This window comes from Candidatus Desulfosporosinus nitrosoreducens (assembly GCF_030954495.1).
Classification (GTDB): Bacteria; Bacillota; Desulfitobacteriia; order Desulfitobacteriales; family Desulfitobacteriaceae; genus Desulfosporosinus; species Desulfosporosinus nitrosoreducens.
On the sequence record NZ_JAVHUW010000042.1, the window covers coordinates 25,202 to 34,556 of the forward strand.

At 43.2% G+C, this 9,355-nt stretch carries 7 protein-coding genes and 1 pseudogene; 7 read left to right on the forward strand and 1 reads right to left on the reverse strand.

Annotated features, from left to right (window positions below; translation table 11 throughout):
- The first annotated feature begins 1 nt into the window (after nucleotide 1).
- The 6 genes and pseudogenes from pylC to REC12_RS07845 all read left to right on the forward strand — a co-directional run bounded on the left by pylC (nucleotide 2) and on the right by REC12_RS07845 (nucleotide 6,986).
- Complete coding sequence (gene pylC, locus REC12_RS07820) at nucleotides 2–1,186, forward strand: 3-methylornithine--L-lysine ligase PylC (protein WP_308893366.1); 1,185 nt, start codon at nucleotides 2–4, stop codon at nucleotides 1,184–1,186.
- A 5-nt stretch (nucleotides 1,187–1,191) separates the two neighbouring features.
- Entirely contained in the window at nucleotides 1,192–2,010 is an 819-nt protein-coding gene (pylD, locus tag REC12_RS07825; RefSeq protein WP_308893367.1) for a 3-methylornithyl-N6-L-lysine dehydrogenase PylD, read from the forward strand.
- 69 nt (nucleotides 2,011–2,079) lie between these two features.
- Complete coding sequence (gene pylSn, locus REC12_RS07830) at nucleotides 2,080–2,403, forward strand: pyrrolysine--tRNA(Pyl) ligase small subunit (RefSeq protein WP_308893368.1); 324 nt, start codon at nucleotides 2,080–2,082, stop codon at nucleotides 2,401–2,403.
- 145 nt (nucleotides 2,404–2,548) lie between these two features.
- Nucleotides 2,549–3,196: a cobalamin B12-binding domain-containing protein gene (locus tag REC12_RS07835; protein WP_308893370.1), complete on the forward strand. Its 648-nt coding sequence runs from the start codon at nucleotides 2,549–2,551 to the stop codon at nucleotides 3,194–3,196.
- 169 nt (nucleotides 3,197–3,365) lie between these two features.
- A pseudogene (gene mttB / locus REC12_RS07840) lies at nucleotides 3,366–4,832 on the forward strand ([trimethylamine--corrinoid protein] Co-methyltransferase).
- 477 nt (nucleotides 4,833–5,309) lie between these two features.
- Complete coding sequence (locus tag REC12_RS07845) at nucleotides 5,310–6,986, forward strand: sodium:solute symporter family protein (RefSeq protein ID WP_308893372.1); 1,677 nt, start codon at nucleotides 5,310–5,312, stop codon at nucleotides 6,984–6,986.
- A gap of 416 nt (nucleotides 6,987–7,402) precedes the next feature.
- On the opposite strand, the gene REC12_RS07850 is transcribed toward REC12_RS07845, so the two are convergent.
- Nucleotides 7,403–8,812 (reverse strand): sigma-54 interaction domain-containing protein, encoded by a 1,410-nt coding sequence (locus tag REC12_RS07850; RefSeq protein WP_308893374.1) that lies wholly within the window; start codon nucleotides 8,810–8,812, stop codon nucleotides 7,403–7,405.
- Nucleotides 8,813–9,234: 422 nt separating this feature from the next.
- On the opposite strand from REC12_RS07850, the gene REC12_RS07855 reads away from it, so the two are divergent.
- Nucleotides 9,235–9,355, forward strand: a 121-nt coding sequence (locus REC12_RS07855) for a BMC domain-containing protein (RefSeq protein ID WP_308892094.1), incomplete at its 3' end; no start/stop codon positions are given.

Genomic DNA, 9,355 nt, shown 5'->3' on the forward strand with positions numbered 1-9,355 from the left:
CATGAGGGTAGCAATAGTGGGAGGGAAATTGCAAGGACTTGAAGCGGCTTATTTAGCCAAGAAGGCGGGATGGGAAGTCGTTCTCATTGATAAGAATGACAGGATTCCGGCTTTGGAACTCTGTGATCAATTTTACGCCAAGGATGTAACAAAAATTGTCGAGTGGCTTCCTATTTTAAAGGGAATTGACCTCATAATTCCCGCCTTAGAAAATAAAGAAGCCTTAAATAGTTTGATACGCAGTGCGCATTATGCCAATGTGCCTTTACTTTTCGACGGAGATGCTTATGAAATTTCCTCTTCGAAACTAGTGTCCAACGCAATGTTTGCCCGCTCAGGCGTACCGGCACCTATTCCCTGGCCGGAATGTGGTTTCCCAATCATCGTAAAGCCTTCTGACTCCAGCGGGAGTGAAGGGGTTTTTAAAATTAACAGTGTTCAAGAGTTCCAGTGTTTATTTGAAAAAGGGCTTACCGATTGGGTCATTGAAGAATATTTGGAGGGACAATCCTATTCCCTGGAAGTGATAGGCTATGCCGGAGTTTATAAGGTATTGCATATCACGGAGCTGGAGATGGATGAAGTTTTTGATTGCAAGCGAGTTTTAGGGGCTCCGGATCTGCCTGGAAAATTGAGAGAGGAGTTTGAGCAGTTAGGGTTGCGTTTGGCGCGAACTTTAAATCTAAATGGCATTATGGATATTGAGACGATTTTACACCGGGATACTTTAAAAGTTTTAGAAATTGATGCCCGCCTGCCGAGTCAGACTCCGATTACGGTTTACCATGCCACCGGTGTTAATATGCTGGAAATTCTGGGTAGGGCATTTGTTGAAAAAAAGCCCTGGGCAGACTTTCAGGTTCAAGAAAAAAGGGGCGTGGTCTTTGAGCATATTCAGGTCACCGGGAACAAGCTGGAGGTTGTCGGAGAACATGTCATATCTGAGGCAGGGCCTCTCAAACTATATACGAACTTCTTTGGTGCGGATGAAGTACTGACGGACTTTACTCCAGGCCAAACGGAATGGACGGCAACCCTGATTATTTCTGCCGCTAGCCGTCAGGAAGCCTGGGTTAAACACTGCGAAGTTGTCCAAAGAATTTGCCATGAGTTGGGAATTGCCCAATACTTAGATCGTTGCCCGGAACAAAGAATTAGTAATTTAGTAAATGGAACTGGGAGTTGATCATTTTGACACGACTCAAAGAGGATGATATTGAGCAAATTTCAGCAACTCTCTCCGATTATGACCAAGAACTTTTAGCAAAGACCGGCTGCCGGCTTCGTGAGCTTGCCGCTTATTCCGTGGGGAAAGATATTAACCGGCCTGATGATGAATTCTTACAAACGGCCGTAATACCGCTGACTTGTGGGCAAGGAGTTATCGGAGGGTTTGCGGAATCCGTCGCCAGTATCATTAATCATTTAGGGTTTGGGGCTTGGGTTACTGATTTGCCGGATGCCGGCGGAGTCGCTGAAGCGGTGAAAAATGGGGCGGACATTCTTTTTATGGCTGATGATCAACGTTTTATGGCGATGAATCTCCACACCAGAGCAGTTTCGGAAAATGGAGCCGCTACGGGTAAAGGGTATGCCGCGGGTTTGGAAAGGATGAATAATGGCCTCAAAGGCAATGAGGTACTGGTCCTTGGCGTTGGCCCGGTCGGCACTAGCGCGGCATTTTTCCTGGCCCGCTATGGAGCCAAGGTTTCCATATTTGATCCGGATTTAAGAGCAAGCCGGACTTTAGTAAAAGAATTTGCTAAATTTGGCTATTCTCTGAACATAGTAGGCGATTTAAATCTTGCCCTCCGGCATCACCGGCTTATTGTAGATGCCTGTCCGGCGCAAAACGTTATTAGGCAGGACCATCTGAGAGAGGATACTCTGATTGCTGCGCCGGGAATACCCTTGGGGTTGGAAGCGGCAGGCCTTGAACAAATTTCATCCCGTTTACTCCACGATCCTTTGCAGATTGGGGTAGCAGTCATGATGTTTGAAGTTTTGTGAAAATCCCACTTGAGCATTGACTTCGGTTAGTCTTAGACTTGGTCATTACCGGGATAGGAGTTGAGGTGAATGGCAACAGATGCGACTTCTAAAAAAAGGTATTACCGCAAAAACGTTGATTTTTTTAAATTGGTTGAGAAAATAAAGCTTTGGCCATCCAGAAGCGGTACTCTGCACGGAATTAAAAGTATAACGATTCGGGGGAGCATTGCGGAAATTACAACTCATTGTAATGAAACTTTTCAGATCTACAATTCCAGGCACAGCCGCGCGGCTCGCTGCCTGCGCAATAAATTGTTTTTTCAGGCCTGTACGACCTGTAAAATCCCCGCCTGGAAGTTGGAAAAGTATTCCTCTACTTTTGTCAATCAAAACTACGGTTCTCATCTGTGAGTATTTTTTCGAAGATATTGCTTGTTTCTTCCAGGGTGAAAGGCAGGCTTTATTATATTAATCCTAAAAGATGAAAAATTTTACCCCCCAAAGGTTCTACTCATTAAGGTTGAATTTAGTAAATTAAAAAGGAGGATTTTTAGTAATGGCTACCTATGCAGAACTAGCTCAAAGTGTGATTAATGGACAAAAGGATTTGGTAATTGATCAAGTCAATAGCCTTATCGCGGCAGGAAATAACCCATTGGAGATTGTTAACGAGGGTTTAATTCAGGGGATGAATGTTGTGGGTGTTCGCTTCAAGGCCGGAGACATGTACGTTCCTGAGGTTTTAATGTCCGCCAAAAGCATGAGCAGTGGTTTAGAAATTGTAAAACCGTTAATTGCCGAGACTGATCAAAAGGGGAAAGGAAAAATTGTGCTGGGGACTGTTAAAGGGGACCTCCATGACATCGGCAAAAATCTTGTAGGAATGTTGATTGAAAGCGGCGGACTGGAAGTCATTAACATGGGTGTCGACGTTTCAGCCGATGATTTCATTGATGCGGTCATTGAACATAAACCGGACATCTTAGCATTATCGGCACTATTGACAACGACAATGCCCGCTATGAAAGATGTTATCGAATACCTTGAAGACGAAGGGCTGCGCGATCAAGTAAAAGTAATTATCGGTGGAGCACCTGTTTCCAAAGAATACGCAGATACGATTGGCGCTGATGGCTATGCTCCTGATGCCGGTTCTGCAGTAGCTCTGTGCAAAGAGTTGCTGGCGGAAAAAGAAGCTAAATAAAAAAGAAGCTAAATAACAGAAGTACGCCTTTAGTCCTTTTAAGGAGGTGACAGAACAGACTTCATTTCTGGTTAGTTCTTCAATTGCGACAAATTATTTGGAGGTGATTTATTTGACATTCAGAGGTATACATGCCGGTTCCAGCCGAATGGATGGCATCGGATTGAAAATGTTTACCAACGATGAGCTGTATGATGTCCACTTGGCGACATTAGACTTGCTCTGGGATATTGGGGTAAGAGTCGAAAGTGAAGAAGCACGTGAAATATTTTATAGCCATGGCTGTATCGTCAACCCTGAAACAAATGTCGTAAAAATTCCGGCGCATCTAGTGGAAGACGCCATCCGCTCAATCCCTAAAACATTTCGGGCATGTGGAAGAAAGCGTGAAAACGACTGGTTGAACGAAGGAAACCGCACGGGTTTTGTTAACTTTGGTGAAGCCATTCGGATGATAGACCCCTATACGAAACAACTTCGCAAGCCATTTAAAAAAGATGTTGATGATGTAACGCGTTTCTGTGAGGCAATGGATCAGATTATCGTCTATGAAAGGGCTTTAGGTCCCTCCGAGGTTGATCCTGACGTTTCCCAGGTTCACATTGCGGAGTCCTTTTTCAACTATTCCACCAAACATGCCTATATAGGAATGAACCGTCCGGAAAATATGCGCGCTGCCGCCAAGATGGGTTATGTGGTTTCCGGCGGGGAAGATAAATTCCGCGAGAGGCCGTTATTTTCGCAAAGCACAGATCCGGTAGCTCCCCTCGTACATGCCAAAGGGGCAACGGATACCTTGCTGCAGGCGATTCGCTTAGGAGTTCCGGCAAAAATCAATTCTATGGGTCTGGCCGGCGGAACAACCTGCGTTCATCTTGCCAGCACTTTGGTGACCCACAATGCAGAAATTTTAAGTATGTTCGTGTTAGGTCAGCTTGTTAAAAGGGGTTATCCAATGGTCTATGGAACGTCCACAACGATGATGGACCTGCGGACTACGGTGGCTTGTGTAGGCACCCCCGAACTGGCCCTCTTTAGCGCGGCTTGCGCCAAGCTGGCTCAATTCTATAATATTCCTGTCTGGGTGGCCGGTGGGTAGACGGATAGCAAAGTACCGGATGCCCAAGCAGCTCATGAGTTCACCCTGACCGCTTTATTACCAGCGTTAGCAGGCGCTAACATGATATATGGTTTGGGAATGCTCGAAGGTGGCTTGACTTGGGACTATGCTCAAATGGTGATGCAAAATGAAATGGCCCGGATGATTTTGCATACCATTAAAGGTATTCCGATAAGTGATGAGAAAATGGCTTTGGAAGTTGTCCGTTCGGTAGGTATCGGCGGAGAATTCATTAGCTGCGATCACACTTACGCCCATTACAAAGAGCTTTCAAAATCGGAATTGTTAGATCGCAAGAATCGAGAAAATTGGGAAGCGGCCGGCAGTAAGGATATTGTCACTACTTCCTATGAGAAATCGATCGATATTCTTGAGAACTACCAAAATCAGAACCCTCTTCCGGAAGATATTCAACGTCAGTTGAAAGAGATTGTCTCAGAAGCCGAAGCGGAAACTACAGAAATCAAAGCAAAAGAAAAAGAAGCCCGCAGGAGGCCCCGGAAGCCTAGATTTTAATTGATAAACGAGAGCCGGTGATCAGCACCGGCTCTTACACTATAGTAAAACAAAAGTAGGAAAGTAAACAGTTAGTTTGGAGAGCAAATTGAAATTGACTTGAATTCAAGTCATGACTGACTCAGGGCTTCGTAAATCTTGCTTTTCCGCAGGTTAGGAATCAGGCTAACAGTGGGATTCCCGCTTCAACCTTCTTAATATGTTGTTGGCAAGGTTTTTGCATATATCTCAATTATGAATATTCAGAAACATGTTGCATCAAACTGGCTGAATTTGACGTCGGGGCAGGGTATCCGTCGTCCTTAACAATAAAATAACAGCTCTGCGGAGTTTAAAAGGAGGGATCAAAACCAGCGAGAACAAGGCAAGGATATTATTAATTTTTAAAGATGCTATTATTTAAGTTGTACCATTAACCTGCTATTCTCAAGTTGTCATTGTCAACCTGCCACAGTTAAAAGAAGGAGTGAGCGAAGAATGGGTGGTTCCGACGTTAGTCCGCTATGGTACTGGTTCGTGTTTTTTCTGTATATCGCATTTCTAATTTATGTAGGGTTGAATGCTTATAGAAAGCAGAAATCTAGTGCAAGTGCCGAGGAAGAGAGTAATGACTATTGGATCACAGGCCGTAGTCAACCAGCCTACATGGTGGGCATGTCTGTCGCTTCAGGCTGGATGCTGATAGGTATGATTACCTGGATGACCTGGGCGACTTATGATTTAGGTTTATCAGGCCTGTGGGTTGTGGCCATTCCCTGGTTCTTATCAAATATCTGGCAATTTTTAATGGCCCGTCCTTTACGCAGGATTAAAGCTATTTCTCAGTGTCAGATGCTGCAAAATCGCTTTGGACTACCAGCACGAATTCTTTCTGCTCCGATTAATATTTTCTCCTACACGATCTGGTCAGCTGCAGAATTATATGCGGCATCTTTGATCATGGCTCCGGCCCTGGGAATTTCGATTGAAGCCATGATTATCGTTTATGCAATACCTATTGCTTTATACATGTGGATGGGTGGCTTCCGGTCTGTTATCAATGCCAATGTTGTTCAATTCTTCATGGGTGCCATCATTTTGATTGTCACCACAGCCGCCCTTTTTATAACGTCACATGGCATTGCTGCCGCTCATCATACGACAATTTGGAGCATGCTGAAAGCTCAGCCAATTGTCAATAGTCTCGCCTATCCTGTAGATCATGCTCAAAATTCAGCCAGCTTTTTTGCTTACGTTTCCATATCTTTCCCCTTAATTGTTATGTTAGGACTGGTTCCCGGCTGGGCCTCGGCCGAAGATTTCTGGCTCAAAGCTCAAGCTGCCAGAAGCACGCATGAAGCTCGGATGGGTGGAATTTACAGTATTGTTTTCAACACTTTTGTCATTGTCATTCCGGCAGCTATTATTGGGGTACTGGGGCTTATCGTTTTTCCACCGGAAACCAAAGATGGGGTGTTATCCGCAGCTGCGGCTTTGGGAGATAAAGGTGCCTATAATATCATCTCCACCTATATTAACTCCTATATGCCCCCCCTGCTTAAAGGGTTGCTTATTTTCTTGCTGTCAGCTCACACCATGTCTACAGTAGCAAATTATAGCAATATTTGTGCTATGAACTTGTCTTATGATGTTTTGCAGCCGCTTATCTACAAAAAGAGAAACTGGACGGATGAAAGGATTGTCAAATGGGCACGCTTGGTTACAGTTTTCATGATTATTATCAACATTCTTCTCGCTGAACTCTATAACAGCCCGGTTTTCGGCGCGACTCTGAATGATGCTTACTTCCTCTCCTCAGGCCTGCTGACTGCCGGTATTTCCGTGATGCTGTATGTCCTATGGTGGAAACGTGCTAATCTGCTCGGAGTTATGTTGGGTGGATTGGCCGGGACTTTAGGAACGTTCATTTTCTTTATTTTAGAAAATAAGATTTGGAAAAATTCCTACTATACCCCCATTTGGGATTCAATCTTCGGTGCAGGTGCCATGGCCAATTCCTATTTAGGGTATTGCGTTATCGGCTTAGTGTGCGGTATTGTAGGAGTATTGGTGGGAACGTATGTTGGCAAACCCCCTTCCAAAGAATTACTTTCCGCTATTGCCGATAAACCTATCGACAATAATGAAGAATTTTTCTCAGGTATTAATGCTTAAGATAAGCAATGTCTTAAAAGTTTTCTATCCTAAAAAAATGGCTGGGAGTTTGGTTCCCAGCCATTTTTTAAACATTAACTGTGAAGATGCCTTGCAGACCGTTTAATTTAGAATTACATCCGGATTTATCCTTGAAGGGGATAATAATATCCTTTAGAATTAAATAAGTGGCTCGGTATAATTTGACATAAGAGAGAAGGGCTTAGAGATGTTAACACTTCATTTTGCAAGGACAGTTCTAATTCCGTTTTTTGTTATAAATATGGCTGCAATTGTCATAACTATGCGATTTAAAAAAAATATACGGCCGGAGTTTTCCGGAAGTTTAAATGTCCTGTTTTTTATAGAGAATGTTATCGGCATTATTATTTGTCTGGCTTTAGGATACATATCATTTTTCGTTAAACATTAAGAAGTTATTCACTAGTTTCCGACGGTAAATACTTGCGGATTAAACGACTTGCCTTGCTTTGGCTGATATCCAAAAATTTTGCCACTTCATAAGAACTTCCCAGTTTCTCGTAAGCTTGAGTAATTAAGTTTTTTTCCACATCGCTGACTGCGCCGTCAAGCGAAAGGGGACGATTTGTTAAAGCTAACACCGGCGGCAGCGAATGATTTGCATTGGTATGAAAAGACTGTGGAAGGTCTTGCTCGTCAATAATTTTTGCTTGGGTCACGACTGTTAAGCGTTCAATAATGTTTTCCATCTCCCGGACGTTTCCCGGCCAAGAATATTGTTCAAACAATTCATAGCATTTCTGACTGAATTCACGTTCTAATTTATATTTTTTGTTGAACTTAGCGAGGATATATTGAGCTAAAGGAATAATTTCCTCTTTTCGTTCCCTTAAAGGGGGAAGAACAAGTTCGAAAATATTGAGCCGATAGTACAAATCTTCACGAAAATCACCTTTTCTGATCATTTCCTGGAGGTTGCGATTTGTGGCTGCAATCACTCGGCAATTGACTTTCTGGACCTCCCGGCCACCTACTTTAAAATATTGATTTTCGTGAAGTACTTGCAGAAGTTTAGCCTGCATACGTGGAGAAAGTTCGGCGATTTCATCCAAGAAAAGGGTTCCTTCGTTAGCTAACTCGATCAAACCGATATTTCCTTTGGCATTGGCTCCTGTGAAGGCTCCTTTGGAATAACCGAACATTTCGGCTTCCATGAGCTCGGAAGGAATGGAGGCACAATTGACTGTTATGAACGGACCGTCTTTGCGCGGGCTGTGGTTGTGTATATATTTTGCCATATGGCCTTTACCCGAACCGGATTCCCCTAAAAGCAATACCGTTGAATCAATAGGGGCGATGCGGTTGACTAATTCCAGTAGAGCCTCCATTTTGTGGCATTGGCAGATGAAGTCAGGAATATTGGTTTCTAATTTGCGTAAGACGGCAACTTCTTTTTTATAACGTTTTAAGAGTTGAATACTCTTCTCAAGTTCGTGTTTAATTCCTTCAGATTCTGTAACATCTCTCGAATTTTCAATAATCAGTTCAATATCTCCCTGAGCGTCAAAAACGGGGGTTGCGGTTGTAAGCAAAGTCTTACCTGTGCAGGTTTTTTGCTCAAGGGTGATACTCATCTTTTTATCTATTGCGATGGGGCTGATTCGGGGCCCCCAGTATTTCTTTTCGGAAATTTCTCTTGATTTTTTGCCTATAATTTCCGTGGCTTTGACTCCGTAGTGTTTTTCACAGACATTGTTAACATAAATAACGATTCCCGCAGCATTTGTGACGTAGATTTCATCGTGGGAGTTGTCTAATATCTTTTTCAGGGTCTCAAAATCAAGCTCAGTTGCTTTTGTATCCATGTATTTACCCCCTTATAGTGCGCGGTGCTACATAGTTCTGCGGCAAGATCTTCTTTTATTTTATGTTATTACAGGGCTTGATTCAAATCATTTTTGACTTGGCGAGAAGTAATCCGTTTTTTTAAAATTAAGACCTCCTTATTTGTAAAACTTTTGTCATTTTTTATAATAGTTCGTCACCTTAGGCCATAGTAAACAATTTTAGCCGAGAACACAAGGGTAATTTTGACTTACACGAAGTCAAGGCTGACTTATCAAGAAAGTAAAGGAGGGATAAAGTCTTGCCTTAGCGGTAGGCTTGCTTAGGATTAAGAGCTTTTATAATAGTGGCACGGTTTTTGCATTGTTTAAGTGGGAGAATTTGCAACCATTTTTCTTTTTTAGGTCCATAAATTGACGAGACAAAGAAAGGAGACTAAAAAATGGCTACAAGAGATGATCTCGTTGCCTTAGGCATGGTCGAAACCCGGGGAGTCGTCGGGGCTATTGAAGCGGCCGATGCCATGGTCAAAGCAGCGAATGTAACCTTAATCGGCAAAGTCA

Coding starts and splice junctions, on each gene's coding strand:
- pylC (WP_308893366.1), top strand. CDS start 2: ATGAGGGTAGCAATAGTGGGAGGGAAATTGCAAGGACTTGAAGCGGCT.
- pylSn (WP_308893368.1), top strand. CDS start 2,080: ATGGCAACAGATGCGACTTCTAAAAAAAGGTATTACCGCAAAAACGTT.
- REC12_RS07835 (WP_308893370.1), top strand. CDS start 2,549: ATGGCTACCTATGCAGAACTAGCTCAAAGTGTGATTAATGGACAAAAG.
- REC12_RS07845 (WP_308893372.1), top strand. CDS start 5,310: ATGGGTGGTTCCGACGTTAGTCCGCTATGGTACTGGTTCGTGTTTTTT.
- REC12_RS07850 (WP_308893374.1), bottom strand. CDS start 8,812: ATGGATACAAAAGCAACTGAGCTTGATTTTGAGACCCTGAAAAAGATA.